25 protein-coding genes and 1 riboswitch are annotated in these 24,023 nt (G+C 64.5%); of the genes, 15 read left to right on the forward strand and 10 right to left on the reverse strand.

Annotation, left to right across the window (positions count from 1 at the left end):
- Window positions 1–77 precede the first annotated feature (77 nt).
- Both CH278_RS18935 and CH278_RS18940 read left to right on the forward strand, forming a co-directional pair.
- Window positions 78–3,353 (forward strand): error-prone DNA polymerase, encoded by a 3,276-nt coding sequence (locus CH278_RS18935; protein ID WP_094622645.1) that lies wholly within the window; start codon window positions 78–80, stop codon window positions 3,351–3,353.
- Between the two features lie 56 nt (window positions 3,354–3,409).
- On the forward strand, window positions 3,410–3,910 hold the full coding sequence (locus CH278_RS18940) for a metallophosphoesterase family protein (protein ID WP_032408149.1): 501 nt from the start codon (window positions 3,410–3,412) through the stop codon (window positions 3,908–3,910).
- Between the two features lie 19 nt (window positions 3,911–3,929).
- Here the strand turns inward: CH278_RS18940 and CH278_RS18945 are convergent, their stop codons facing one another.
- The 3 genes from CH278_RS18945 to CH278_RS18955 form a co-directional block, all read right to left on the reverse strand.
- Window positions 3,930–4,655 (reverse strand): SDR family NAD(P)-dependent oxidoreductase, encoded by a 726-nt coding sequence (locus CH278_RS18945; RefSeq protein ID WP_032408008.1) that lies wholly within the window; start codon window positions 4,653–4,655, stop codon window positions 3,930–3,932.
- 53 nt (window positions 4,656–4,708) lie between these two features.
- Window positions 4,709–5,662 carry a HAMP domain-containing protein gene (locus tag CH278_RS18950; protein ID WP_032400176.1) on the reverse strand — a complete coding sequence of 318 codons (954 nt, stop codon included), beginning with the start codon at window positions 5,660–5,662 and terminating at the stop codon, window positions 4,709–4,711.
- A gap of 76 nt (window positions 5,663–5,738) precedes the next feature.
- Window positions 5,739–5,960 carry a hypothetical protein gene (locus CH278_RS18955; RefSeq protein ID WP_094622606.1) on the reverse strand — a complete coding sequence of 74 codons (222 nt, stop codon included), beginning with the start codon at window positions 5,958–5,960 and terminating at the stop codon, window positions 5,739–5,741.
- Between the two features lie 99 nt (window positions 5,961–6,059).
- Here CH278_RS18955 and CH278_RS18960 point away from each other — a divergent pair, with 99 nt between their 5' ends.
- Window positions 6,060–6,692 carry an SDR family oxidoreductase gene (locus CH278_RS18960; RefSeq protein WP_256991783.1) on the forward strand — a complete coding sequence of 211 codons (633 nt, stop codon included), beginning with the start codon at window positions 6,060–6,062 and terminating at the stop codon, window positions 6,690–6,692.
- Window positions 6,693–6,718: 26 nt separating this feature from the next.
- Here CH278_RS18960 and CH278_RS18965 read toward each other — a convergent pair whose 3' ends face one another.
- From CH278_RS18965 to CH278_RS18980, 4 genes are all read right to left on the reverse strand, one after another.
- Window positions 6,719–7,273: a DUF6764 family protein gene (locus CH278_RS18965; RefSeq protein ID WP_174557274.1), complete on the reverse strand. Its 555-nt coding sequence runs from the start codon at window positions 7,271–7,273 to the stop codon at window positions 6,719–6,721.
- Window positions 7,274–7,762: 489 nt separating this feature from the next.
- Window positions 7,763–8,230 (reverse strand): MerR family transcriptional regulator, encoded by a 468-nt coding sequence (locus CH278_RS18970; protein WP_094622608.1) that lies wholly within the window; start codon window positions 8,228–8,230, stop codon window positions 7,763–7,765.
- 28 nt (window positions 8,231–8,258) lie between these two features.
- Window positions 8,259–9,131 (reverse strand): SDR family oxidoreductase, encoded by an 873-nt coding sequence (locus CH278_RS18975; protein WP_094622609.1) that lies wholly within the window; start codon window positions 9,129–9,131, stop codon window positions 8,259–8,261.
- A 43-nt stretch (window positions 9,132–9,174) separates the two neighbouring features.
- Entirely contained in the window at window positions 9,175–9,639 is a 465-nt protein-coding gene (locus CH278_RS18980; protein ID WP_179273747.1) for a tRNA (cytidine(34)-2'-O)-methyltransferase, read from the reverse strand.
- Window positions 9,640–9,672: 33 nt separating this feature from the next.
- Here CH278_RS18980 and CH278_RS18985 point away from each other — a divergent pair, with 33 nt between their 5' ends.
- The 3 genes from CH278_RS18985 to CH278_RS18995 all read left to right on the forward strand — a co-directional run bounded on the left by CH278_RS18985 (window position 9,673) and on the right by CH278_RS18995 (window position 11,523).
- A complete protein-coding gene (locus CH278_RS18985) occupies window positions 9,673–10,281 on the forward strand; it encodes a pentapeptide repeat-containing protein (protein ID WP_032400122.1) in 609 nt (202 codons plus the stop codon).
- 56 nt (window positions 10,282–10,337) lie between these two features.
- Window positions 10,338–11,195, forward strand: a complete 858-nt coding sequence (locus CH278_RS18990; protein WP_032400121.1) for a bifunctional methylenetetrahydrofolate dehydrogenase/methenyltetrahydrofolate cyclohydrolase — start codon at window positions 10,338–10,340, stop codon at window positions 11,193–11,195.
- Between the two features lie 82 nt (window positions 11,196–11,277).
- Complete coding sequence (locus CH278_RS18995; protein ID WP_045842095.1) at window positions 11,278–11,523, forward strand: DUF3017 domain-containing protein; 246 nt, start codon at window positions 11,278–11,280, stop codon at window positions 11,521–11,523.
- Window positions 11,524–11,543: 20 nt separating this feature from the next.
- Here CH278_RS18995 and metX read toward each other — a convergent pair whose 3' ends face one another.
- Both metX and CH278_RS19005 read right to left on the reverse strand, forming a co-directional pair.
- A complete protein-coding gene (gene metX / locus CH278_RS19000) occupies window positions 11,544–12,677 on the reverse strand; it encodes a homoserine O-acetyltransferase MetX (protein ID WP_027496400.1) in 1,134 nt (377 codons plus the stop codon).
- Window positions 12,678–12,685: 8 nt separating this feature from the next.
- Window positions 12,686–14,035, reverse strand: coding sequence for a bifunctional o-acetylhomoserine/o-acetylserine sulfhydrylase (locus CH278_RS19005; RefSeq protein WP_080729313.1), 1,350 nt, complete (start codon window positions 14,033–14,035; stop codon window positions 12,686–12,688).
- Window positions 14,036–14,189: 154 nt separating this feature from the next.
- Window positions 14,190–14,312, reverse strand: a riboswitch (SAM riboswitch).
- 371 nt (window positions 14,313–14,683) lie between these two features.
- Between CH278_RS19005 and CH278_RS19010 the strand changes: the two genes are divergently transcribed.
- Window positions 14,684–15,823, forward strand: a complete 1,140-nt coding sequence (locus CH278_RS19010) for an MFS transporter (protein WP_032367243.1) — start codon at window positions 14,684–14,686, stop codon at window positions 15,821–15,823.
- A gap of 1 nt (window position 15,824) precedes the next feature.
- Here CH278_RS19010 and CH278_RS19015 read toward each other — a convergent pair whose 3' ends face one another.
- On the reverse strand, window positions 15,825–16,874 hold the full coding sequence (locus CH278_RS19015; protein WP_045841986.1) for an ABC transporter substrate-binding protein: 1,050 nt from the start codon (window positions 16,872–16,874) through the stop codon (window positions 15,825–15,827).
- Between the two features lie 135 nt (window positions 16,875–17,009).
- On the opposite strand from CH278_RS19015, the gene CH278_RS19020 reads away from it, so the two are divergent.
- The 8 genes from CH278_RS19020 to trpS all read left to right on the forward strand — a co-directional run bounded on the left by CH278_RS19020 (window position 17,010) and on the right by trpS (window position 23,965).
- Complete coding sequence (locus CH278_RS19020; RefSeq protein ID WP_032371022.1) at window positions 17,010–17,684, forward strand: response regulator transcription factor; 675 nt, start codon at window positions 17,010–17,012, stop codon at window positions 17,682–17,684.
- The gene (locus CH278_RS19025) at window positions 17,681–18,655 is read left to right on the forward strand and encodes a HAMP domain-containing sensor histidine kinase (protein ID WP_048319754.1); all 975 of its coding nucleotides are present in this window, start codon (window positions 17,681–17,683) and stop codon (window positions 18,653–18,655) included. Before CH278_RS19020 ends, CH278_RS19025 begins: the two co-directional genes overlap by 4 nt.
- A gap of 98 nt (window positions 18,656–18,753) precedes the next feature.
- Entirely contained in the window at window positions 18,754–20,184 is a 1,431-nt protein-coding gene (locus tag CH278_RS19030; protein ID WP_094622610.1) for a DUF4153 domain-containing protein, read from the forward strand.
- Window positions 20,185–20,225: 41 nt separating this feature from the next.
- Complete coding sequence (locus CH278_RS19035) at window positions 20,226–20,510, forward strand: DUF6412 domain-containing protein (RefSeq protein WP_032387034.1); 285 nt, start codon at window positions 20,226–20,228, stop codon at window positions 20,508–20,510.
- A 61-nt stretch (window positions 20,511–20,571) separates the two neighbouring features.
- A complete protein-coding gene (locus tag CH278_RS19040; RefSeq protein WP_094622611.1) occupies window positions 20,572–20,961 on the forward strand; it encodes a DUF6412 domain-containing protein in 390 nt (129 codons plus the stop codon).
- A gap of 63 nt (window positions 20,962–21,024) precedes the next feature.
- On the forward strand, window positions 21,025–21,927 hold the full coding sequence (gene yidC / locus CH278_RS19045; protein ID WP_094622612.1) for a membrane protein insertase YidC: 903 nt from the start codon (window positions 21,025–21,027) through the stop codon (window positions 21,925–21,927).
- A 52-nt stretch (window positions 21,928–21,979) separates the two neighbouring features.
- Window positions 21,980–22,786 carry an exodeoxyribonuclease III gene (locus CH278_RS19050; protein ID WP_027496409.1) on the forward strand — a complete coding sequence of 269 codons (807 nt, stop codon included), beginning with the start codon at window positions 21,980–21,982 and terminating at the stop codon, window positions 22,784–22,786.
- 138 nt (window positions 22,787–22,924) lie between these two features.
- On the forward strand, window positions 22,925–23,965 hold the full coding sequence (trpS, locus tag CH278_RS19055; protein ID WP_094622613.1) for a tryptophan--tRNA ligase: 1,041 nt from the start codon (window positions 22,925–22,927) through the stop codon (window positions 23,963–23,965).
- The last annotated feature ends 58 nt before the right edge of the window (window positions 23,966–24,023 follow it).

The raw sequence follows: 24,023 nt of genomic DNA on the forward strand, positions 1-24,023 counted from the left end.
GATCGTGTCGGACCCTCGTGTTCTCATTAGAACAAGTGTTCGACGATCTGCGTGACGGTGTGAAGGAGGTGGTCTCGATGGGATGGAACGACGGGCCGCCCACCTGGTCGGAAATGGAGCGAGTCCTCTCCGGGCGCCCCAAGCCGGTCGTCGAAGGCGATGGGGGCGACAGCCCGGCGTGGTCGCGCAAACGCGACGCCTACCAGGGTCGCCGGCTCGATTCGGTGGGGCCGTCGACACCGTACGCAGAACTGCATGCGCATTCTGCGTTCAGCTTTCTCGACGGAGCATCGCAGCCGGAGGAAATGGTCGAGGAAGCGGTGCGTCTGGGACTCGAATCCATTGCGATCACCGACCACGACGGCTTCTACGGCGTCGTACGTTTCGCCGAGGCAGCACGAGCCCTCGGCATCGGAACAGTGTTCGGTGCCGAGCTGTCACTCGACACCCACCGGTCCAGGGCCGGAGCGACCGATCCCGACGGTACGCATCTTCTGGTGCTCGCTCGTGGACAGGAAGGGTATCGGCGGCTGTCGCGTCGGATCGCGGCCGCGCATCTGGCCGGCGGAGTCAAGGGTGAGCCGCGGTACGACGTGGACGAACTCACCGAATCGGCGGGAGGGCACTGGCAGATCCTGACCGGTTGTCGCAAAGGGCATGTTCGCCAAGCACTCTCGCGGGGTGGGCCGGAGGCGGCCGATCTCGCGCTGCGTGATCTGGTCGATCGGTTCGGGGCCGAGCGCGTCACCGTCGAGCTCACCAGGCACGGTACTGCCGACGACGATGAGCGCAACGACGCTCTCGCGGCGCTGGCTCGCCGGTACGGTCTGCCGATGATCGCCACCACGGCGGCGCACTACGCCAGTCCACGTAGCCGAAGGTTGGCCATGGCGATGGCTGCGGTACGTGCCCGGAGCAGTCTGGACGAGGCGGCAGGGTGGCTGGCACCGACGGGTGGTGCACATCTGCGGTCGGGGGCGGAGATGGCGGAGCTGTTCGAGCACTATCCCGGTGCAGTGCGCGGTGCCGTCGAACTGGGTCGAGAATGCACGTTCGATCTGAAACTGATTGCGCCTCGTCTCCCACCGTTCGAGGTGCCCGACGGTTACACCGAGATCAGTTACCTGCGGGGGCTCACGTTCGAGGGTGCTGCCCGGCGGTACGGCCCGCAGTCGGCGAACCCGGCTGCATATTCGCAGTTGGAGTACGAGCTCGACATCATCGAGCGGCTCGAATTTCCTGGCTACTTCCTGGTGGTGCACGACATCGTTCATTTCTGCAAGACCCACGACATTCTGTGCCAGGGGCGAGGTTCGGCGGCGAACTCGGCCGTCTGCTACGCCATCGGAATCACGAACGTCGATCCGGTTGCCAACAAGTTGCTGTTCGAGCGGTTTCTCGCACCCGAACGCGACGGACCACCCGACATCGACATCGACATCGAGTCGGATCGGCGGGAAGAGGCCATTCAGCATGTGTACGCCAAGTACGGCCGTACCCATGCCGCTCAGGTCGCCAACGTCATCACCTATCGCGGGAAGTCCTCGGTACGAGACATGGCTCGCGCTCTCGGGTTCTCCCAGGGGCAACAGGACGCGTGGAGCAAGCAGATCACCCGGTGGTCCGGAATCGGCGATCAGGACGGCGACGGGATCCCCGATTCCGTTCTCGACCTCGCGCGTCAGATCGAGGGCTTTCCGCGTCACCTCGGCATCCATTCGGGAGGAATGGTGATCTGCGACCGACCGATCGCCGACGTGTGCCCGGTGGAATGGGCGACGATGGAGAATCGCAGTGTGCTGCAATGGGACAAAGACGATTGTGCCGCAGTGGGTTTGGTCAAGTTCGACATGCTCGGGCTCGGGATGCTCTCGGCTCTGCATTACATGATCGACCTGGTCGCCGAACACAAGGGCATCGAGATCGACCTCGCCTCGATCGACCTGTCCGAACATGCGGTGTACGAGATGCTGCAACGGGCCGATTCGGTCGGTGTGTTCCAGGTCGAGTCGCGGGCCCAGATGGCCACTCTTCCGCGGCTCAAGCCGCGTAATTTCTACGATCTCGTCGTCGAGGTCGCCTTGATTCGTCCCGGTCCCATCCAAGGTGGCTCGGTGCACCCGTACGTCAAGCGGCGCAACGGACTCGAACCGGTCACCTTCGATCATCCGTCGCTGAAGAAAGCTCTCGATCGAACTCTCGGCGTGCCGCTGTTCCAGGAACAGCTGATGCAGATGGCCATCGACGTCGCGGGCTTCAGCGCCGCCGATGCCGATCAGCTGCGTCGCGCCATGGGATCGAAACGGTCTCCGGAGAAGATGGAATTGCTTCGTGGACGGTTCTACGACGGAATGCGTGATCTGCACGGCATCACCGGTGCAGCCGCGGATCGAATCTACGAAAAGCTCTCGGCGTTCGCCAACTTCGGCTTTCCCGAGAGCCATTCGCAGAGCTTCGCCTCGTTGGTCTTCTACTCGTCGTGGTTCAAGCTGCACCATCCGGCGGCGTTCTGTGCTGGTCTCCTTCGTGCTCAGCCGATGGGCTTCTACTCACCTCAGTCTCTGGTGGCCGATGCCAGACGGCACGGCGTGGTCGTGCACGGTGCCGACGTCAACGCCAGCCTCGGCCATGCAAATCTCGAGGCAGACGGTCTCGAGATCCGCATGGGTTTGGCGGACGTGAAGTTCATCGGGACGACACTTGCCCAGAAGATCGTCGATGCGCGAGACGCACACGGGCCGTACACCTCGTTTCTGGATCTGACGGGACGCGTCGAACTGTCGGTGGCGCAAGCGGAAGCACTGGCCACGGCCGGCGCGCTGGGGTGTTTCGGCACCACTCGTCGAGAGGCGTTGTGGGCTGCCGGAGCGGCCGCGGGGGAGCGGCCCGGTCTGCTCCCCGGCGTCGGCGCATCGACGAAAGCGCCTGCGCTGCCGGGTATGACGGACCTCGATCTGGCGTCGGCCGATGTCTGGGCAACGGGAGTGTCACCCAATTCCTACCCTACTCAGTTCTTCCGGGATCGGCTGGATTCCCTCGGCGTGGTGCCCGCGAATCGGCTGCTGAAGATCCCCGATGGCGACCGGGTCCTCGTCGGCGGTGCAGTGACGCATCGTCAACGTCCGGCAACCGCGGGAGGCGTTACGTTCATCAACCTCGAAGACGAAACCGGCATGGTCAACGTCGTGTGCTCGGTGGGGTTGTGGGCGAAGTACCGCAAACTCGCAATCACCGCTCCGGCGTTGCTCATTCGAGGCAAAGTGCAGAATGCCGAGGGAGCGGTGACCGTGGTGGCAGATCATCTGCAATTGATGGATCTGCGAGTTGCGTCCCGATCCAGAGACTTTCGCTGATGGACTCCCGCCCTGCCCGTGCGTCATCGAGCAGGACGCCGGTGCAGAATCGAGGCGTGAAGCTACTGATCATCGCGGACACTCACCTGCCCACCCGAGCGAAAGTGCTGCCCGATCAGGTGTGGGCCGCCGTCGACGACGCCGATGTGGTGATCCATGCCGGCGATTGGGTGAATCTCGCGACGTTCGAGGCACTCTCGCAGCGATCTCGTTCGCTGGTCGCCTGCTGGGGAAACAACGACGGCGACGAGCTGCGTGCGGTCATGCCCGAACGTGCCGACGTGGCACTCGGCGGCGTGCGCTTCACCGTCGTCCACGAAACCGGAGCCGCCACAGGACGCGAGCGCCGGATGGCGGCCGAATACCCCGATACCGACGTCCTCGTGTTCGGACACAGTCACATTCCGTGGGATACGACGGCCGACAACCGTCTACGGCTGCTCAACCCCGGATCTCCGACGGACCGGCGTCGGCAGCCGTTCTGTACCTACCTCACCGCCGTTGCCGAAGGCGGCGAGCTGACAGACGTCGAGCTGCATCGACTTCCGCCTCGCTGATCGGCATGCCGAGTGTCCGTCACATTCCGCCTGCGACTCGGACGACCGTTCCGGTGGCGTAGCGCGCATCCTCGGACAACAGCCACGACACCGCGCCGGCGATCTCGTCGGGCACTCCGGGGCGGCCGAGGGGGATGCTCGACGCCATCTTCCGTGGTCGCTCACGGTCTTTGTGAAACTCGGTCTCGATGACTCCCGGCGCGACGGCGTTGACACGAATGTTCTGCGCGGCAAGCTCTTTGGACAGGCCGGCCGTCAAGGTGTCGACGGCTGCCTTGGCCGCGGCGTAGTGCACGTACATACCGGGGCTTCCGATGGTGGCTGCCGCGGAGGAGATGTTGACGATGGCACCGCCGTGGTCGGCCATCGCGTGTATGGCGTACTTGCAGCAGGTCAGGACGCCGAGCAGGTTGACGTCCAAGTCTGCCCTGATCGTCTCGATGTCGTTGTTCGCCAGGGTCCCTACTGCACGCGCCGATCCGGCGTTGTTCACCAATCCGGTGACAGTGCCGATCTCGGCAGCAGCAGCGAACAGATCGATCACCGACCGCTCGTCGGTGGTGTCGGCACGTATCGCGACGACCGTTCGGTCGGCGCTCGACAGTTCGTTCACCACTGCGTCGGCGGCCGCAGAATCGGAGCGGTAGGCGATCACGACGTCGTGCCCATCGGCCACGAGACGCCGAGATACTGCGGCTCCGATTCCGCGGCTGCCGCCGGTCACGATCGTCAGTGGAGCGTTCATCGTTCGACAATAGAGCGGCTCGGCGGCGACAGCTAACCGTCACCGCTGGGTTCTCACTGCTGGGTCGGTGCGGGCTCTCTGGCATGGTCGACCAAGTCGTGCACCAGTCCGATGATGACGTCCATCTGTTCGATGACCTCCACGCGCAGTCGGTCCTGTTGCTCGTCGGGCATGACCGGGGCATTCGGGCCGTCGAGGGACATCAACAGATCGATGTTGGTGCGCAGAGCGGTCAACGGTTCCATCAGTTCGGCACCGGCGTCGACTATCAACTGTCCCTGTCGTGCCCGCGACCGCGAGAGCGCAGCCAGCATCTCGTTGAAACTGTTGGCAAGAGACGCCAGTTCGTCGTCTCCGTTGACGTCGATGGGCTCGAAGTCACCCGTCCTGGCCACTCGTTCCGTTCCGGCGCGCAACCGTCTGACCGGACGAAGGCCGGTGCGAGCGACGGCTGCGCCGGCCACACCAGCGAGGGCGACGAGAAACGCCCCGACGAGGATCAGGGCAAGCGTGAGTTTTCCGAGCAGTGGTGAGGTACCGCTCAGGGCTTCGGCCACCATAATCGTCTCACCGGAATCGGTGCGCTCGGCGGAAATGTAGTAGCCGCGAACCTCCCGCAGTGACCGATCGGTGCGGCCCTCGGTAACCGCCTTTTCCGGATCGTCGAGCCCACCATCGGAGTTGGTGAAGGGGTAGGTGCCGTTGGACGAGGACACCAAGGTGCCATCGGTGGTCATCAACGCAACTTTGACCGCGGTTCCTTCTGTGTCCTCGATCCCGAACCCGAACAGATCGGCCGGCACTCCCGACGCTGCGCTGGCGATCAGCGCATCGCTGTTTCGGCCGACACGGTCGATGATCTGCGAGCGAAGCGACTGCTCTGCGACGAGGTAGATCGCCAGAGCGCTGACCGCAACGGCGAGCGCGGCCAGGCTCATCGTCAACACTCGAATCCGTCCGTGCAACGACAGCGCCCTCGGGCGGGTGTGCGCACGTGAATACCTCATGGATCGAGTATGCCGGTCGGCAGCGACCAGAATTCGCGAGGCTGCCATGAGTAGGCACCGCAGAGCGCACCGATACTCAGAAGGGCGGCTCCTCGTCTTCTTCGTTGGTCGGTTCTGGCTCGGGGGTCGGGTTGTCGGGTGGGTCGGGGTAGGCGATGATGCCGGATCGTCTGGGTTGGGTGGGGATGTGTGGCCGGAGGTCGTTGCCGATGATGGGTACTGTGGTTCCGTTGGCGGGCAGGGTGATTCGGGTGGTCTTCGAGGTGGAGGTCCATAGGATGGCGCCGCCGGGGAGCATGACGGCGGTCCAGTAGCCTGCGGTTTTGACGCTGTGGTGGTTTTCGCAGAGGCATTGGAGGTTGTTGACGGTGGTCCAGCCGCCGCCGAGGGGATTGGCGTGGTCGAACGGGATCGCGTGGTCGAGCTGGCAACGTGCGGCGGCACAGCACTTCCTGTGGGTGCCGACGTCACCGACGCTGACGCGATCGACGCCATGCTGAACGTTGTCGTTGCCGAGTTCGGCGCAATCGACGTTCTGGTTCTCAATGCCTCGGGTGGCCTGGAGTTCGGTGCAGAACCCGACTACGCGATGAGTATCAATCGCGACGCGCAGGTGGCGCTGGCTCGCGCGAGTATCGACCGTATGGAGCCGGGCTCGCGGATCGTCTTCCTCACCAGCCACCAGGCGCATTTTCACGGCAAGAAACCGGTCCCCGTCGAATACGAACCCGTTGCTGCGAGCAAACGGGCGGGGGAGGATGCACTACGTGGGATGATTCCTGAATTGGATTCTCGGGGAATCGAATTGGTCGTGGTGTCCGGGGACATGATCGAGGGCACGATCGTGGTCACCCTGCTCGAACGTCGTAACCCGGACTCAGTCGATGCGCGAACCGCGCAGGGTGCGCTCCCGACCATTGCGGAGTTCGCGTCGGCTGTGACGGAGGCTGCAATCGGACCCATCGAGAAGCCCGGCCGGACTGTCTACGTCGGTGGAGCCGACTACCTCGACGGGTCCGTGTCGGGGTAGTCGGCTCCGCTCGATCGGAAGAAGAATCAGCTACCGAGAACGCAGAACTGACCGCTCGTGAGGTTCAGTGCCAACGACAGCGGCCCTACGCAGTCGACGCCTCGTGCCTCGGATGTGGCACCGGATCCCCATCCTGCGACCGCGAGGGTCGTCTGGCCGGCATCTGCCCACGAGTGCGCGATTCCGCCGCCGAGTGCGAGCGCGTATGCCGTGCCCGCGTTCTTGCTTGCTCCGAGCGCGACACCGTAACCGTTGGCGTAGGTGTTGGTTGCGCCCGGCCCGTCGTTGACACTGACGGCAGTTCCGCTGTCAGCGGCACCGGCGGTGGCGGTTCCGGGTCCGTTCGAGGTGGCTCCGCAGCTCGCTGTGTCACTCACCTGGATGTCGTTGGCCGAGGGCGGCGACACGCACGTGACCGGTGCCGCCGACGCGGTGGCGGTGCCGGCGAAGGCGGCCGCCGTCAGGCCCGATCCGATGGCGAAAATAGCTGCGGTGCGGGCGATTCGACTACCGAACCGACTGAACGTTCGCGCGGAGGAGGAGTTGGAAGAAACCGTACGGGGCAGGGAAACAGAGAACAACAGAAAGCTCCTTCACGAGCGAAACGGGTCGGTGCGGCACACGGTACCCCGCTCCGGGGGTCCGTGACAGCAAGCAGACACAGATTGTGTAACGGTGCCGATGGCATCGGGAGATGAATCGTCGTAGAAGTCCGATTTCTCGGACCCCTGCGGTAACGGTCGAGTCGGTTCGTACCGCCTTTGTACTGCCCAGGTTTTACGTACGGAGTCCGGTCGATTCCGTTCCGTCAACAAGTAATTGGGGCTTGCCTGTCGGCCCGGTGCCGGTCTCCGGAGCGGGTGGCGATGCTCCGAGTCGGCATGCCCGGGCGACCGCCGAACGAAAGGAAATTGTTATCGGAGGGCTGGCGAGCCGTCGGACGCGGCTCGATAGTTGGGTCTCACAGCGCAGGTGCCGTTCCGACCAGATCGATTTGTCGACGCTCACAATCGATTTGACGTGCGAGGACGTAGACATGCCCACCGGGCCGAACGGTTGTTTCACCCGGATCACGGACCCGTGGCGCCGCCGTATGTTGCGATCTTGTACTCGGTTGCCACGAGAGACAGTTGCAGTTCTCGGATGCGCTTGTGAATAGCGTGGCGATGCGCGACGAGCATCTCGAGTCGTTCCGGGACAGTCTGGTCGCCGCTGTCGACCAGCGCGACGTATCTCCGGAGGTCGCGCATGGGCATACCCGAGAGCCGCATCCTTGTCAGGAACACCGATCGACGGACGGCCGCGGAATCGTATCGTCTGTGCTCGAGTCCGTCGCGATCGACGTCGATGAGGCCGCATCGCTCGTAGTACCGCAGCGTGTGTGTGGAGATGCCGAGTAGTTCGGCTACCTCGGCGATACCGAGCGGTTCGGGCAGTTCCGACGGCTCGATCAGGTCGTGCAGCAGCTCCACCGTCAGGGGCGCAGCCGAGTCCACGGCCGCCGACAGCGCCCTGTTCATCAGTTCGTTCGTCGACATGAGAGGGAAGATAGTCCTACCTGGGCAGTCATACCGGACGGACGGATTCGGGCACACCGGGGAAATCCGCGCTTGCGGACAATTCGGCATGGGTGTTCAAGGAGTCGAGTTCCCGACGGTACGACTCGCGTAGCCGTCGAACCGCTTCTCGCCCCAGTGGGATGCGCAGGGGAGCGGATTCGGCGTCGACCAGTCGGCGGATGATGTGCGCGGCACGGGCCGGATCGCCTTCTTGCCGTCCGTCGACGTCGAGCATGTCGACTCTGAGCGCGCCCAACAGGGCGGTGTAGGCATCGATGGGGTCTGCGATCTCGAGTACATCGGCATTGTTGAACCTGGTCCTGAACCGACTCGGTTCGACGATGAGAACTCGAATGCCGAACCGAGCGACCTCGCCGGCAAGGGCTTCAGACCAGCCTTCGAGCGCGAATTTACCTGCAGAATACGAGCCGGCACCCGGGAACGAGACGCGGCCGCCTTGGCTGCTGACCTGCACGATGGTTCCCGCGCTCCGCTCTCGCATGTGAGGCAGGACTGCGCGGGTCAGAGCAGCAGGCCCGACCACGTGTTGTTCGAGCATGTCGCGCAATCGCGTGTCGTCTATCTCCTCCGCCGCACCGATCTGCCCGACGCCTCCGTTGTTCACCAGTACGTCGACGCGTCCGAACCGGCCGATCGCGGCCTCGACGACGGTCGGCGCGGATTCGGTGTTTCTGACGTCGAAGGCGATGGTCAGTAGGGATTCCGGGTTCTCGGCAACCAGGTCGTCGAGACGTTCGGGTCGCCGCATCGCTGCGACGACGGTGTCGCCTGCCTCCAGGGCGGCGACGGTGAGCGCCCGACCCAGGCCGGAGGATGCTCCGGTGATGAGCCAATGCCGTTGTCCGAGCGGTTGTGTCATGAACGGAAAGCTATGGCTTCGAGCGCACTCGAACGCAAATCGCTCAGACGCTGCCCTGATAGTCGTGTTGGCGCCAGGCCTCGTACATCGTCACTGCTGCGGCGTTCGCCAGGTTGAGTGATCGGCGTCCGGGGATCATCGGGATGCGCAGCTGATCGGTCACATGGGGGTCGGTCAGGACGTCGTCGGGGAGTCCGGTGGGTTCCGGTCCGAACAGTAGGACGTCACCGGGTTGGTAGGCGACGTCGGCGTAGGAGCGTGTTGCGTGCGCGGTGAAGGCGAAGACCCGTTCCGGGGCCAGTGCGGACCACGCCGACGGCAGGTCCTGGTGCACGGTGACCGACGCGAGGTCGTGGTAGTCCAATCCCGCACGTTTGAGCTTGGGTTCGGACATGTCGAACCCGAGGGGGCCCACGAGATGCAGTTCGCATCCGGTGCCGGCGACGAGGCGAATCGCATTGCCGGTGTTCTGCGGAATCCGGGGCTCGAAGAACATGAGTCGAAACACCCGGATCACTCTGCCACCACGAGCCCGGGGAGGATGGGGCAGGTGGACGACGAACAGACCATCGGCGAAGATTTCTCGGATTCTCGACTCGACGGGCGGGAGTGGTCGGGCAGGCAGTTCGTCCGGTGCACCTTCCGTGACGCGGACATGAGCAATGTGCGGACCGACTCGGTCGTCTTCACCGAATGCGACTTCACCGGTACCGACCTCACGGATTCGGTGCACACCAACTCGGCCTTTCGATCGTGCACGTTCACTCGAACCAATCTGCAGCACAGCGTCTTCCGTCACTCGACGTTGATGGGATCGGTGTTCGTGGACACTCGCATGCGTCCGGCCACCTACGACGAAGTCGATTTCACGTTGGCCTCGCTGGGTAATGCCGACCTGCGCGGCGTCGATCTGACCGGATGTCGGATGCGGGAGGCGAACCTGACCTCGACCGATCTTCGCAAAGCGGTGCTGCGGTCCGTCGATCTCGTGGGCGCACGAACCGTCGGTGCCAAAATGGAGGAGTCGGACCTGCGCGGAGCCGTCGTCGATGCGTCGCTGTGGGTCGGCGCACTGGTGCGCGGGGCCAAGATCGAACTGATGCAAGCAGTGGCCTTCGCGGCTGCGCAGGGTCTGATCGTCGAGAGCTGACCGCGGTGATCGGCCCGGCGCGCCGCCGGACGGGCAGAACCTGAAACAATGGCCCGGTGACTGCAACGATCCTCGATGGCAAAGCGACTCGTGACGAGATTTTCGTCGACCTCACCGCCCGTGTGGCACGTCTGCGGGAGCAGGGCATCACTCCCGGCCTGGCGACGGTGCTCGTCGGAGATGATCCGGGTTCTGCCGCGTACGTGCGGGGCAAGCACAACGACTGCGCGAAGGTGGGCATCACTTCCATTCGACGCGATCTTCCCGCGGATATCACTCAGTCCGAACTCGAAGCGGTCATCGACGAGCTCAACGCCAACCCCGACTGCACCGGGTACATCGTGCAGCTTCCGTTGCCCAAGCATCTGGACGAGAACGCCGCGCTCGAGCGCATCGATCCCGACAAGGATGCCGACGGTCTGCACCCGATCAACCTCGGCCGCTTGGTGCTGGGCAAGGACGCCGCATTGCCGTGCACCCCGCGGGGCATCGTCCACTTGCTGCGGCGCTACGACGTCGCACTCGACGGGGCGCGCGCTGTGGTCATCGGCCGCGGTGTGACGGTGGGCCGACCGATCGGACTGCTGCTGACCCGCCGTTCGGAGAACGCGACGGTCACGTTGTGCCACACCGGAACTCGTGATCTTGCCGCAGAGGTCTCCCGCGCCGACATCGTCATCGCGGCCGCCGGGGTTCCCGGTTTGATCACCGCAGACATGGTCAAGCCCGGGGCGGCTGTGCTCGACGTCGGGGTCACCCGCACCGAGGACGGATTGCGCGGAGACGTCGCGGACGACGTCGCCGAGGTGGCCGGTTTCCTGTCGCCCAACCCCGGTGGAGTCGGGCCGTTGACGCGCGCGTTTCTGCTGTCCAATGTCGTGGAGCGAGCCGAACGCACTGCGGCCCAGAGTTGAGCGAGCCGAGGTGAACGACGTACAGGATGCGCGAGGCGATCACGTGCCGGGTTTCCGAGCGGCGCTCGCTCGGAATCTACCGATGGTCGTGGTGTCGATCATCGTGCTCGCCGCGCTGGTCCTGGTTCTCGCCGACCGTTGGCGGCGCGGCTCGTTCATCTTCGGGTGCGCAGCGGTGGTGGCAGCGTTGCTGCGACTGTGCCTACCCGAGTCACGCGTCGGCACCCTGAAGGTGCGCAGCAGGGGATTCGACGTGTTGGCGCTGGGAGGCGTCGGCGGCGCCATCGTCTTTCTGTCGCTGTCGATCGATCCCCTGGGGACGGACTGACGTAGACCGATCGACTCGGGTCAGCGCCGTCCGAGGCGGGCGAGCTCCATCGTCTCGGCCAGCAACTTCGCCACCGAATCGGCCTCGGTGAGAAATCCGTCGTGGCCGTCTCGCGACTGGATCACTTCGAGCCCCCGGCACTGTGGGAGTTCACGCGCAATTTCTTTCTGCAGTCGAAGCGGGTAGAGGCGATCGGAATCGACGCCCCCGACGATGGTCGGAACCGGCACGGACGCAAGGGCTTCGGCGACTCCGCCGCGTCCTCGGCCCACGTCGTGGCGGTTCATCGCTTCGCTCAGAAGAACGTACGTCGCCGCGTCGAATCGATTGACCAGTTTGGCGGCCTGATGCTCGAGGTAGCTCTGCGCGGAGTACCTGCCGCCGGCCCACGGGTCCTCGTCGTTCTGCGGAGAGTTTCCGAACCGAATGTCGAGTTCGCTTTCGGTTCGGTACGTCAGATGCGCGATGCGACGAGCGATCCCGAGTCCGGCGGTCGGGGCGGTGCCGGTGTCGTGGTAGTTGCCGCCGAGCCAACCCGGATCGGCCTTGATCGCAGCGATCTGGGTGGTTTGTGTCCCGATCTGGTCCGCTGTCGCGCGGGCACCGACGGCGAGCACCAGCGCGGCACCCACCCGATCCGGATGTCCCACAATCCATTCGAGGGTGCGCATGCCACCCATCGACCCGCCCACGACGGCGGCGAACCGATCGATGCCCAGAACGTCGGCCACCGCGACCTCTGCCGCCACCTGATCGCGAATCGAAATTTCCGGGAAGCGAGAACCGTACGGGGTGCCGTCGGGGGAGATGCTGCTCGGCCCGGTGGTGCCTCCGCATCCGCCGAGCACGTTGGTGGCGACGACACACCATTCGTCGGTGTCGATGGGGCTGCCCGGTCCGACCATCCCGTTCCACCAACCGGGCAGTACGTGGTCGGCATCCGGCGGTCCCGAAACGTGGGAATCGCCGGTCAACGCGTGTTCGACGAGCACGACGTTGCTGCGATCGGCCGCCATCTCGCCCCAACGCTGCACCGCCACGGTCACGTGCGGAATGTGAGAACCGTTCTCGAGATCGAGACCACCGATGTCGATGGTTCCCAACCGCCCGTCCGGAGACGGAAGGACCGCCTCCGGACGAACGCCTGTGTTCAAACTGTGGCTCAAGACGCCGCCGCGCGGAAGCCGACCTCGAGATCGGCGATGATGTCGTCGATTCCTTCTATACCGACGGCCAGACGCACGAGGCCGGGAGTGACGCCGGAGGCCAACTGCTCTTCCGGGGTCAACTGCGAATGCGTGGTGGACGCGGGATGGATGACGAGAGAACGCACGTCTCCGATGTTAGCCACATGACTGTGCAGAGTGAGAGCGTTGACGAACTTCTTGCCCGCGTCCACTCCTCCCTTCAGCTCGAACGCGATGATCGCGCCCTGCCCCTTCGGGAGCAGCTGCTGCCCGCGCTCGTACCAGGGCGAGGATTCGAGTCCGGCGTAGTTTATCGAGACGACGTCGTCGCGACCGGCCAAGAAGGTGGCCACCTTCTGCGCGTTCGCCACGTGCCGCTCGATTCGAAGACTCAACGTCTCGAGGCCCTGGCTGATCAGGAACGCATTGAAGGGTGACACCGCAGCCCCGATGTCGCGCAACAACTGCACCCGCGCCTTCAGCGCGAAGGCCGGAGCGCCGAGATCGGCGAAGACGACACCGTGGTAACTCGGGTCCGGGGTGGTGAAGTTGGGGTGACGGCCCTGCGTCCAGTCGAACGTTCCGCCGTCGACGATGACGCCCGCGATCGCCGTGCCGTGACCGCCGAGGTACTTCGTCGCCGAGTGCACCACGATGTCGGCACCGTGCTTCAGCGGCTGCAGCAGGTACGGCGTCGCGACGGTGTTGTCGACGATCAGCGGAATGCCGTTCTCGTGGGCGATCGCCGAAATGCCGGGGATATCGAGAACGTCGTTCTTCGGGTTGGAGATCGTCTCACCGTAGAACGCTTTGGTCGACGGTGTGATGGCCGCGCGCCACTGCTCGAGATCGTCCGGATCGTCGACGAACGAGACGGTGATCCCCAGCTTCGGAAGCGTGTAGTGGAAAAGGTTGTACGTGCCGCCGTAGAGCCGCGGGCTCGAGACGATGTGATCGCCCGCCTCGGCGAGATTGAGAATGGCGAACGTTTCTGCTGCCTGGCCCGACGCGAGCAGAAGCGCTGCGACGCCCCCTTCGAGAGCGGCGATGCGCTGCTCGACGACGTCCTGCGTGGGATTGATGATGCGGGTGTAGATGTTGCCCGGTTCCGCGAGGCCGAACAGTGCGGCCGCGTGATCGGTGTTGTCGAAGGTGTACGAGGTGGTCTGGTAGATGGGCAACGCACGAGCCCTGGTGGTGCCGTCCGGTGTCTGACCCGAATGGATCTGCTTGGTCTCGAAGCTCCAGTCGGCTGCGGGATCGGTGAACGGATCCTCGGTAGGTGCTCCGGTGGCGTCGACGACGTCGGGGGTCGAATCGGTCATGGCTGGTGATACTCCGTTTTCTCAGACGTGTTTTCTGTCGAATGAAGCTCGAGAACTCGAGCGTTACGGGGCGTATCGGTACAGCAACACATGAGAACCTCCTGACATGCCTCGGCCCGTGGGGACCGAAGATCAGTGGGTCCGCTTCGGAGCGGACCCGCGCTTGTCGATACGACACGGATGTGTTGCATCGGCCTGGTCGTTCACCCGGGGCACCCCACCGCGGTTGGAGGGTTGCCGGCCAGCAAGCCGGGGCTCGATGCTGGCACTCATGACCTGGCAGGAATCTTAGCGGGTACGGGTGTCTCGGGGGAACGAGGGCGCTCACGACCCTCGAGCAGATGCTCTGGTGAGGACAATCACCGCCCGGCGACTCGAAAACCGGCCGCCTCGGGGAAGAGAATGAACACGACGAACGTTGTGCCGTCCGGTCGGGCTGTACTGAATCGATCCACCAGGTCGTCGATTTACCAGGTCGTCGATCCACCAGCCCCTGGCCCGCTCTGTAATCCGATTGCTTACGAAGGTTGTTCTGCTGTGACTGTCACCGATTCCGCTCTCGCCAGAAACGTCAGCGCCGTGCGCGGCAAGGTGTCGAGTGGGTTGAGTGTCGGCCATCGCCCGCACTCGACCCGCCGCAGGCTCGCCATGCTGGCCCTGTCCATCGGCGGCTTCGGCATCGGCACCACCGAATTCGCGTCGATGGGCCTGCTCCCGGACATCGCGACGACGATGGGAATCTCGGAGCCGTCGGCCGGCCACATGATCTCCGCCTACGCGCTCGGCGTCGTCGTCGGTGCGCCGACCATCGCTGCTCTTGCGGCGCGTGTTCCTCGGCGCATGTTGTTGCTGGCGCTGATGGTGGCGTTCACGCTCGGCAATCTCGGGACGGTCTTCGCGCCGAGTTTCAACGAGTTGGTGGCCTCCCGGTTCGTGGCCGGTCTGCCGCACGGCGCGTATTTCGGCGTTGCGGCACTGGTGGCAGCGCACCTCGCCGAACCGGGTAAACGAGCCAAGGCCGTCGCAATGGTGATGATGGGTCTGTCGGTGGCCAACGTCGTCGGTGTACCGGTGGCGACCTGGATCGGCCAGGCCCTCGGGTGGCGAAGCGCATTCGCGCTCGTCGCCGTGATCGGGTTGCTCACCGTCAGTGCGCTGGTCCTGTGGATGCCGCGACTCGACGCCATGCCGACCACCAGCCCGATCACCGAGCTCGGTGCCCTCCGCCGTGGCCAGGTCTGGATGACCCTGTTCGTCGGCATCGTCGGATTCGGCGGCATGTTCGCGGTGTACACGTACATCGCGTCGACACTGACCGACGTCGCAGGCCTTGCCCGTGCACTGGTTCCGGTGGCATTGATGATCTACGGACTCGGCATGGTTGCCGGCAACTACGCGGGCGGTTGGTTGGCCGACAAGTACAAGCTCAAGGGCACCTTCATCGGGCTGGCCGCAACCGCAGTGTCCCTGGCCGTTTTCGTCGTCGCGGCTCACAACCCGGTGACCGCGCTGCTTCTCGTGTTCCTGATCGGTGCGTCCGGCTCGTCCGTCGTCCCCGGACTTCAGACCCGTCTGATGGATGTGGCGGAGGACGCGCAGACTCTCGCCGCGTCACTCAACCACGCGGCGTTCAACCTGGCCAATGCCATCGGAGCCGCGGTGGGCGGTGCGGTGATCGCCGCAGGTCTCGGCTACACGGCACCGGCCGCCGTCGGCTCGGGACTCGCTGTTGCCGGCCTGGGCGTTCTGTCCGTCGCCATGTGGATGGAGAAGCGCTCCGCGGCATGAGTCAGGACGTGATGGTGGTGGCGGTTCCGCCGAGCGCCTCGGACATTGCCGGAGCCACCTTGTCGATCACGTACGGCAGGCTCAGCACACTCGTGAAGTAGATCGCCCCCGCCGTCACCCCATCGGTGAAGACGAGGTTGCCGTCCTTCACCGGCTGCAGAGCGTTGTACACCGGTTCCTTCTCCAACTGGCCGCGATCGCCCGGGTTCTCCGTTCCCCAGATCAGCACATCTGCAGTGTCGAGGACCGACAGGTTCTCCAGCGGTATGCTCGCCTGCGCACTGCCGTCGGCCGGCACGAACGCGTCGATGTCGTCGGGGATCACAAAACCGAGCTTCGTCAGGAAGTCGGTGCTCAAACCGTCCTGGTACGCGATGGCCTTGCCCTCGTAGAACGCGTTCTGCAGGAAGATCGCCTTCTTCCCTGCGAACTCGGGGTGAGCCGCCGCGGCATCGGCGAACTTCTGATTCACACCGTCGATGAGTCCGTCCACTTCGGCTTTCTTGCCCAACGCCCGGCCGATCTTCTCCGCCTGTACGTCCCAGGGCTCGAAGTAGGCGGTCGACGCGTCGGACTGGGCGAGCGTGGGTGCGATGTTGCTCAGAGTCCGGTAGCTGTCCGCGGTGAGACCGGCGTTGGTGGCGATGATCAGATCGGGCTCGAGGGCGGCGATCTTCTCGGTCTCGAAACCGTCGCCGTTGTTGGTGAGCACCTCGGGCTGGGCATTTCCCAGCGCGGCCCGAGCCCAGGGCCAGGTCGCGTACGGCTGGTCGCCGTACCACTCCGTCACTCCGACGGGGATCACGCCGAGGGCCAACACCGTGTCCTGTTCGGTGTATCCCGCCACCACGACGCGCGTGGGTTCCTCGGGAACGACGGTCTCGCCGAACGCATGCTTTACCGAGACGGGAAAGACGCCCGAGCTGGCGGTCGTGGGGGAGTCGGGGCCGTCGGACGTGCCGTCGGAGTTCGAGCAGGCGCTCAGTAGTCCCGCCGTGGTCAGCGCGATCGCGCACACCGCCAAAGTTCTCCGAAGTGGTCGGGTACGCATCGAGTGGGCCTTTCGTCAGGTCGGGTATCGAAAGGAAGGGTAGCCCACCCTTAGTTCGACTTTCAGGTCAACCTTCACCGAACCTCCACATTTCCCGACGAAGTCCTCCATGTGCGACCTCTAGGGTCAATTCTCATGAGCCGCACAGTTCTCGTAGTCGACGACGAACCCACGATCTCCGACGCCGTGGCCGCTCGACTGCGAGGCGAGGGGTACGACGTGGTCACTGCCGCCGACGGCCCCTCCGCGGTGGAAGTGTGCGGCCGGATCGACCCCGACGTGGTGGTGCTGGATCTGATGCTTCCCGGTTTCGACGGACTCGAAGTGTGTCGACGCATCCAGGCATCCCGGCCGGTACCGGTACTGATGTTGACGGCCAAGTCCGACGAGACCGACATGCTCGTCGGGCTGGGCGTCGGTGCGGACGATTATCTGGGCAAGCCGTTCAGCATGCGTGAACTGGTCGCGCGTGTGCACGCTCTCATCAGGCGCGCCGAGCGCGTCGTCACTCCCGAGCAGTACACCACTCGAATCGGCGACGTGCACATCGATCACCGGGAGCGACGCGTCTCCACCGACGCGGGCGACATCCACGTCACCAGAACCGAATTCGACATCCTGGCGTATCTCGCCGCTCGGCCTCGTACGGCGGTGTCCAGGGAGACTCTGCTGTCGGAACTGTGGGGCTGGGACGATTCGGCCAGCAGCCGTACCGTCGACAGTCATGTGAAAGCGTTGCGGCGCAAGCTCGGTGGCGACCTGATTCGTACCGTCCACGGCGTCGGATACGCCGTGGAGGCACCGCGATGAGGCCGATGCTGCCGCGTCCGCTCGATCCCTTGCGGTCGTTCAAACTCAAAGTCTCGCTCGTGGTGGGCATCGTGCTGGTGCTGGCGAGCGTCGTCTTCTGGATCGGGGCCGGCTGGCAGTTTCGCTACACACTTCTCGCCGCATTGATCGTGTCCTTGGCCGCAACACAATTCGTCGCGCACGGCATGACGTCGCCCCTGCGAGAGATGACCTCGGCAGCCAAAGCGATGGCGCGAGGCGACTATTCGACCCGGGTGCGTGCCACGTCCCGCGACGAGGTGGGCGAGCTCGCCACCGCATTCAACACCATGGCGAGCGACTTGGAAGCCGCCGAGAAGTACCGCCGCGAGCTGATCGGAAACGTCTCCCACGAATTGAAGACTCCGATCGCTGCCTTGCGGGCAGTGCTCGAGAACATGGTCGACGGGGTGACCGAACCCGACCCGGCTACGTTGTCGGTGGCTCTCGGCCAGACCGAGAGACTGGGAAACCTGGTGACCGAACTGCTCGATCTGTCGAGGGTCGAGGGCGGAGTGCTGAGCATCGCCCCGACGGAATTCCCGGTGCGCCCCTTCCTCGAGGAGGCGACCGGCGTTCACCGAGAACGAGTATCGATCGTCGTCTCACCCGGTGCCGGGACGGTCGTCGCCGATCGCGCTCGAATGACGCAGGTGATCACGAATCTCGTCGACAACGCCGTACGGCATTCGCCGCAGTCGGGCACGGTGAGTATCCGAGCGCATCGAGCCGGGGACCGGTTCGCGTTCGATGTTCGCGACGAGGGTCCCGGCATCGCACCGGCCGACCGTCACGCGGTGTTCGACCGGTTCACTCGCGGCGGATCCACCGACGGCGGAACAGGTCTCGGACTCGGAATCGCACGGTGGGCCACCGAACTGCACGGCGGGACCATCGACGTTCTCGACAGTGAGTCGGGCTGCCACATCAGAGTGGCCATCCCCGAGCGCTGACAACCCACCTTCTCTCACACACCCACTCACCTCGACTGCTCGTCCCTGGACCGCAGCCGCGGTTCGGCATGCCTCGAACACAGAAATGGATCACAGTCATGACCACGATCGGAATACCCATGCACCCCAGAACGCGGCCTCGTCGATCGCTGTGGAGCCCTCGAACCTGGCCGGTGCTGCGACACTCTCGGGCACCCCGCGCGGCACTTCTCGGAGCGCTTGCTGCCGGGCTCGTCAGTGCAGTGGTATTGGGCTACAACAACTTCGGCGTACCCATCACCGCCGCGAGCATCATGGCCGTCGTCGTAGCGGTTCGGCGCGCGTCGTTGTCGTCGTGGGAGTGGGTGGGTGTGGCGGGGGTCCTCGCCTTGTCCAGCGTCGCGGCGCTACGAGAGGCGGAGTGGATCGTCGCTCTGTCCGTTGCCCTTGCGGTCGTCGTCGGGTCGGTCGTTCTCTCGCGGGCCTGGACTTGGACGGGCATCGCTCTCGGCGCCGTGCTGCCGCTGCTGCTGCCCTTGCGGGTCGTGCGGTGGACGCGACGAGGGGCGGGAACCGTCGATCTCGACGGGCCCAAGCCGATCCGAATCGGCGTGGTCGCCGCCGTCACCGTCGCGCTCTGTGTGGTGTTCGCCGCGCTGTTCGGGGCGGCGGATCGACGTTTCGCGGATGCTCTGGGCTCGGTCACTCCGCAGTTCGATCTCGGATCGATTTTCGGCCGAGTGATCGTATTCGTACTGACGGCCGCAGGTGCCCTCGCCGCCGCATACGTGGCCGTGCATCCGCCGCGCTTCGACCGCCTGGCGGCAACACCGCGTCGCACACTTCGGTTGTGGGAGTGGGCAATACCGCTCGGCGCTGTCGTCGGCCTGTTCGGGGTATTCGTCGCCTTTCAGATTCCGAGCTTGTTCGGCGGCCAGGGACACGTTCTGAGCACCGAAGGTTTGACCAACGCCGAGTACGCACGGCAGGGCTTCTGGCAGTTGCTGACGGTGACGGTATTGACCTTGCTCGTCATCGCGGTCACCGTGACCAAGGCCGAACGAACGGACCTACGCGACCGACTTGCATTGCGGGGTCTGCTCGGCGCGCTGTGCGCACTGTCGGTGGTGATCGTGGCGTCGGCGTTGCATCGAATGTCGTTGTACGAGGAGCAGTACGGCTACACCACCCTGCGGCTGTTCGTCACCGCGGTCGAATGGTGGTTGGGTTCGGTGTTCGTACTGCTGCTCGTCGCGGGCGTACGGATGTCGGGTCGCTGGCTTCCGCGAGCTGTCGGTGTGGGAGCAGTGCTGACCGTTCTCGCCCTCGCGGCCCTGAACCCGGACGCGTACATCGCGCGGCAGAACGTCGAACGGTTCGAGGAGACGGGGCGGATCGACGTGTTCTACCTCGGCGGGTTGTCGGCGGACGCAGATTCCGAACTCGATCGCCTGCCCGAACGTGTTCGTGAGTGTGTTCAGGCCCGAGGCCCGGTCTCCTGGGGAGACAGCTGGTACCAGTGCACAGACCCGACGGTATCTGTACCCTGAGCAACGACTCGACGATCGGTGACTAAGGACGGAGGTGCACGATGGGCTATCAGAACCTCGTCGTCACGTCGGTGCTGTTCTTCGCGCTGCTACTGACTACTCCGGCCGGACCGGCGGATCTCGCACTGATCATCGTCGCTGCTCTGGCGGCGGCAGTGTTCTACGCGCATCGTGCCGGGGCGCTGAGCCTTCTGTACCGTCCGTCGAACGTCGGACCGAATGCGGAGGAGCGCCACCTTCGTGGCTCGTTCCGACGTCAACATCGCCCCGACGCACCCGGTCGCCCGCAGCCGCGAGCACCCGGTCTCCTGGTGGGAGCGCTATAGTTCGACAGCTCTCCCACACCTCACGTGCCCCTGGTTCACGAGGTTCAACGGGAGAATCTCTATGTTGTCCATCGACAACGCCACTCGCCGTGTCGGTTCGACGGCTGCATTCGACGTAATTTCCAGGCGTGCGGTGTCGCCGTGGCGAGCCGCAGTGGTCACCCTCGTCGGAGTGGCGGCAGTCCTGCTGGTCGTCTTCGCCGTCGTCGATGCCCAGCCCGCGGCCCAGATAGCGATGTTCGGTGCGCTGGTGGCTGCGGCACTGCTGGTGACGGGTGCATCGGCCGACGTTCTCGTCGTGGTGCCGCCCGCGTCCACAACCGCCGGATCCGACGGCGGCAGACTCCGTGGGGCCTACCGCAGACAAGAGCAACCCGACGCGCCAGGCCGCCCTATGCCGAGAGCACCCGGATCGGTTCACGGACCGGATCGGTGGCTCCAGTTCCGCTGAGCCACTGCGAGATCCGGTCGAGACGTCATCCGACCGATTTCTCTCTCAGTGAGGCACTCCATCATGCTCGATTTCGTCTATTACCCCGTCTCCGCGGTGCTGTGGTTCTGGCACCGGGTATTCGGTTTCGTGCTCGGCCCCGACAACGGCGTCGCCTGGGCATTGGCCGTCGTATTTTTGGTCTTCACGCTACGAACGCTGTTGATCAAGCCGTTCGTAGGTCAGATTCGTTCACAGCTCGCCATGAAGAAACTCCAACCCAGGCTCGAGGAGGTACGGAAGAAGTACTCCGGTGACCGGGCTCGACAGGCCACGGAAATCCGCACAGTGCAAAAGGAACACGGTGTGAACCCACTCATGGGTTGCCTCCCGCTGATCGCGCAAGCACCGGTGTTCATCGGTCTGCTGCACGTGTTGCGCTCGTTCAACCGGACGGGAACCGGGTTCGGGCATCTGGGTATGTCGGCGCAGGAGAATGCGAGTATAGCCAACTACGTGTTCGGTGCGGGCGATGTGCAGTCGTTTCTCGACGCGCGGCTGTTCGGCGCACCGATCTCCGCTGCCGTCAGTAGCTCTCGAGATGTTCTCGAAGCGTTCGGTCCGTTCGGTGGGGTGCCGTCGGTGTGGAGCATCGCGGTCGTCGCGGTGCCGTTGATGATCGTTGCCGCGGTGGCTACCCACCTGAACTCCCGGGCATCGATCGCGCGTCAGGATGCGGCCGCCGCGGCGAACCCGCAGACCGCGATCATGAACAAACTCGCGCTGTGGGTCTTCCCGGCCGGGGTGCTGATCGGTGGCCCGGTGCTGCCCGTTGCGGTGCTGCTCTATTGGGTGAGCAACAACATCTGGACCTACGCCCAGCAGCACATCGTCTACCGACGGATCGACCAGGAGCCGGTCGCGGTGCCGAAGGTGGCATCGGTGGTGACGGCTCCGAAGCCAGGAGCCAAACCGAAGAGAAGGTGAGCCTGCGGAGGCCACCTGCCGGTTGTCGGTGGCCTCCGCTACGGTCGTCGGCGTGCCGATCACTATTTCCACTGTCAACGTCAACGGGATCCGCGCCGCTGTTCGCAAGGGCATGCTTCCGTGGCTCGAGGCCACCGATGCCGACGTCATCTGTCTTCAGGAGACGCGCGCCAACGACGGCGAGCTGACCACAGCACTGGCCCCGGCCCTCGATGCGGGATGGCATCTGGCGTCGGCGGAACCGTCGGCGAAGGGACGCAACGGTGTGGCCCTGCTGTCGAGGGCCGCACCGGAGGCGATCAGAACCGGCATCGGCGTCGCTGAATTCGCCGACGCGGGTCGCTACATCGAAGGAGACTACGGTGACGTCACCGTGGCGAGCCTGTACCTGCCGTCGGGCGAGGTGGGGACCGACCGACAGGACGAGAAGGAACGCTTCATGGCGGCGTTCGCGAAGTATCTCGCCAAGACCGCCAAGGCAACGACGTCTGCCGAGCGCGACGTCGTGGTCTGCGGCGACTGGAATATCGCCCATACCGAAGCGGATCTGAAGTCGTGGAAGACCAACCGCAAGAAGTCGGGATTCCTGCCCGAAGAACGTGAGTGGGTATCGCGATTGCTCGCCGAGAAGTCACCGTGGACCGACGTCGTGCGTGAGCTGCACCCCGGCGTCGAGGGGCCGTACAGCTGGTGGTCCTACCGCGGCAAGGCGTTCGACAACGACGCCGGGTGGCGCATCGACTACCAACTCGCCACCAGTGATCTGGCCGAGCGTGCGAAGGAAGCCGTCACCGAGAGAGCGGAGGCGTACGACCAGCGGTGGTCCGATCACGCGCCGGTGACGGTGCGCTACCGCTAGGAGCGGAGCCTGCGGAGTGACCGGGGTGGTAGGAGCGGAGCCTGCGGAGTGACCGGGGTGGTAGGAGCGGAGCCTGCGGAGTGACCGGTGTGGCAAGGCAATCGGTACGGGTCGGGGACGGCGTGAAAAGATTGCCGCATGTCTTCTCCTGACTCGATCGACACGTCGCAGGGTCCGCGTCGTCGGGTGCTTTCGGGCATCCAACCGACGGCGGATTCGTTCCATCTCGGTAACTACCTGGGTGCTGTGCGGAACTGGGTGGAGTTGCAGGAGGAGTTCGATGCGTTCTACTTCGTTCCCGATCTCCATGCGATCACGGTTCCGCAGGACCCGAAGGAATTGCGCCGGCGCACCCGGATAGCGGCCGCACAACTGTTGGCGGTGGGTATCGATCCCGAGAAGTCGACGTTGTTCGTGCAGAGCCAGGTTCCCGAGCATGCGCAGTTGGCGTGGGTTCTCAACTGCATCACCGGGTTCGGCGAAGCCGGCCGGATGACGCAGTTCAAGGACAAGTCCGCCAAGCAGGGTCGCGATCACACCAGCGTCGGGTTGTTCACCTATCCCATTCTGCAGGCCGCGGACATCCTGCTGTACCGGCCGAATCTCGTTCCGGTGGGCGAGGATCAGCGTCAGCATCTGGAGTTGACTCGCGATCTGGCGCAGAGGTTCAACTCGCGGTTCAAGAAGACCTTCGTGGTTCCCGATGCACACATCATCAAGGGCACGGCCAAGATCTTCGACCTGCAGGATCCGACGGCGAAGATGAGCAAGTCGTCGTCGAATCCGGCGGGCATCGTCAACATCCTGGACGATCCGAAGGTGTCCGCGAAGAAGATTCGTTCGGCAGTGACGGACAACGAACGCGATATCGTCTTCGATCCGGAGAACAAGGCGGGCGTCAGCAATCTTCTGGTGATTCAGTCCGCTCTGTCCGGGAAGAGCATCGATGATCTGGTCGCCGGTTACGCAGGCAAGGGCTACGGCGAACTCAAGTCCGACACTGCCGACGTGCTGACCGAGTTCGTGGTTCCGCTGCGCGAACGAATGGACGGATTCATGTCCGACGTAGCCGAATTGGATCGCCTCCTCGCTGCCGGTGCGGATCGAGCCAGGGAGGTCGCGAGCAAAACGCTGGCTCAGGTGTACGACAGGGTGGGGTTCCTTCCTCCCGGCGCATAGCCCTGTCAGTACACGATATTCGCGCTACACGACATTTCGAGGACACGGCCCGAACAGC

It is taken from the genome of Rhodococcus sp. 05-2254-5 (genome assembly GCF_002258575.1).
Classification (GTDB): domain Bacteria; phylum Actinomycetota; class Actinomycetes; order Mycobacteriales; family Mycobacteriaceae; genus Rhodococcoides; species Rhodococcoides fascians.

What these genes read in the sequence shown, in the direction of transcription:
- CH278_RS18935 (WP_094622645.1), top strand. Translation starts at nt 78, where the DNA reads ATGGGATGGAACGACGGGCCGCCCACCTGGTCGGAAATGGAGCGAGTC.
- CH278_RS18945 (WP_032408008.1), bottom strand. Translation starts at nt 4,655, where the DNA reads ATGAACGCTCCACTGACGATCGTGACCGGCGGCAGCCGCGGAATCGGA.
- CH278_RS18950 (WP_032400176.1), bottom strand. Translation starts at nt 5,662, where the DNA reads ATGAGGTATTCACGTGCGCACACCCGCCCGAGGGCGCTGTCGTTGCAC.
- CH278_RS18955 (WP_094622606.1), bottom strand. Translation starts at nt 5,960, where the DNA reads ATGCTCCCCGGCGGCGCCATCCTATGGACCTCCACCTCGAAGACCACC.
- CH278_RS18970 (WP_094622608.1), bottom strand. Translation starts at nt 8,230, where the DNA reads ATGTCGACGAACGAACTGATGAACAGGGCGCTGTCGGCGGCCGTGGAC.
- CH278_RS18975 (WP_094622609.1), bottom strand. Translation starts at nt 9,131, where the DNA reads ATGACACAACCGCTCGGACAACGGCATTGGCTCATCACCGGAGCATCC.
- CH278_RS18985 (WP_032400122.1), top strand. Translation starts at nt 9,673, where the DNA reads ATGGGGCAGGTGGACGACGAACAGACCATCGGCGAAGATTTCTCGGAT.
- CH278_RS18995 (WP_045842095.1), top strand. Translation starts at nt 11,278, where the DNA reads ATGGTCGTGGTGTCGATCATCGTGCTCGCCGCGCTGGTCCTGGTTCTC.
- CH278_RS19005 (WP_080729313.1), bottom strand. Translation starts at nt 14,035, where the DNA reads ATGACCGATTCGACCCCCGACGTCGTCGACGCCACCGGAGCACCTACC.
- CH278_RS19010 (WP_032367243.1), top strand. Translation starts at nt 14,684, where the DNA reads ATGCTGGCCCTGTCCATCGGCGGCTTCGGCATCGGCACCACCGAATTC.
- CH278_RS19015 (WP_045841986.1), bottom strand. Translation starts at nt 16,874, where the DNA reads ATGCGTACCCGACCACTTCGGAGAACTTTGGCGGTGTGCGCGATCGCG.
- CH278_RS19020 (WP_032371022.1), top strand. Translation starts at nt 17,010, where the DNA reads ATGAGCCGCACAGTTCTCGTAGTCGACGACGAACCCACGATCTCCGAC.
- CH278_RS19025 (WP_048319754.1), top strand. Translation starts at nt 17,681, where the DNA reads ATGAGGCCGATGCTGCCGCGTCCGCTCGATCCCTTGCGGTCGTTCAAA.
- CH278_RS19030 (WP_094622610.1), top strand. Translation starts at nt 18,754, where the DNA reads ATGACCACGATCGGAATACCCATGCACCCCAGAACGCGGCCTCGTCGA.
- CH278_RS19035 (WP_032387034.1), top strand. Translation starts at nt 20,226, where the DNA reads ATGGGCTATCAGAACCTCGTCGTCACGTCGGTGCTGTTCTTCGCGCTG.
- CH278_RS19040 (WP_094622611.1), top strand. Translation starts at nt 20,572, where the DNA reads ATGTTGTCCATCGACAACGCCACTCGCCGTGTCGGTTCGACGGCTGCA.
- yidC (WP_094622612.1), top strand. Translation starts at nt 21,025, where the DNA reads ATGCTCGATTTCGTCTATTACCCCGTCTCCGCGGTGCTGTGGTTCTGG.
- trpS (WP_094622613.1), top strand. Translation starts at nt 22,925, where the DNA reads ATGTCTTCTCCTGACTCGATCGACACGTCGCAGGGTCCGCGTCGTCGG.